The following is a 1,151-nucleotide window of genomic DNA, read 5'->3' on the forward strand; positions in this document are numbered from 1 at the left end:
GCGACTAATCGAATTCATCAAGGAGCGTACAGACGGCAAGATTCTTTTCCATTGCTGCGGGTCAGTCGTGTCACTCCTCGATGACCTCATCGAGATCGGCATCGACGCCATCAATCCGGTACAGGTAGCAGCGGAGGGTATGGGCGACACAGCCGCACTCAAGGAGCAATTCGGTGACCGAGTAGTTTTTTGGGGAGCCATAGACACACAGCACGTGTTGCCTCATGGAACTCTCCAGGACGTGAGTCTGGAAGTGGAAAGGCGAATCATGGATCTCGCCCCCGGGGGTGGGTACATCGCTGCTGCCGTTCACAACATCCAGCCAGATGTGCCACCCGAGAATATCGAGGCCATGTTCTCCCGATTGGCCAGCTTCGGCCATCGTCCCTTTGATCGGTCACCCGATCGGAACACTCAGAAGGACTAGACTGAGAGGGTGAGAAGACTCGCATGGGCGCCTTCTTCATTGAACAGGTCATTCAGGGCATATGCCTGGGGAGCCTCTACAGCCTCGTGGCGGTGGGCCTTGTAATGATCTATCAAGCTGTCAGCGTGTTCAATTTCGCGCACGCTGACCTCGTGGCCTTAGGTGGTATTGCTGCTTTTGTGGCGTATAGAAGCGGGGTGACTGCTTTTGTGCTGACCGGGTTGTGCGCCTTTGCCGCGTGCTTCGTAACCGGCATGTTGGTGGAACGTGTTGCGTTCAGACCTCTGCTCCGGGCGCCCGGCCAGAACTACCTCATCGCCACTATAGGCATCGGCATAGTACTGCGCAATCTCATGAGGATCATCTTCAGCGCTGATGTCTTCGCGTTCCCGTCTGTGTTCGGTTCGGACCCACTGATAGTCGGATCTGTCCTGATCGTCCCCGACAACATTGCTATCCTGCTCGTTACCACGATCGCAGTTGTCGCGCTTCACCTGTTCTTCAAGAAAACACTCCTTGGCAAGTCCATGAGAGCCGTGGCTCAGGATCGCGAGGCGGCACAAGTAATGGGGATCAACGTGAACCGGAGCATCTCGTGGACATATGGGCTCAGCGCGGGCCTTGCCGGGCTGGCCGGGCTGTTGGTAGCGCCGATTTTCTACGTTAGCGCCGAGATGGGCGGCCCGTTACGGATGAAAGCATTCATTGCCTTTATCCTAGCTGG

General features: G+C 56.4%; 2 protein-coding genes. Both read left to right on the forward strand.

Going from position 1 to position 1,151, the window contains the following annotated elements; translation table 11 throughout:
* A partial coding sequence (locus tag NUW23_14970) for a methyltransferase (GenBank protein MCR4427462.1) occupies positions 1-427 on the forward strand: 427 nt, incomplete at its 5' end.
* A gap of 23 nt (positions 428-450) precedes the next feature.
* The coding region (locus NUW23_14975; GenBank protein ID MCR4427463.1) for a branched-chain amino acid ABC transporter permease at positions 451-1,151 on the forward strand (701 nt) is incomplete at its 3' end.

Source organism: Bacillota bacterium (assembly GCA_024655925.1).
Classification (GTDB): domain Bacteria; phylum Bacillota; class DTU025; order DTU025; family JANLFS01; genus JANLFS01.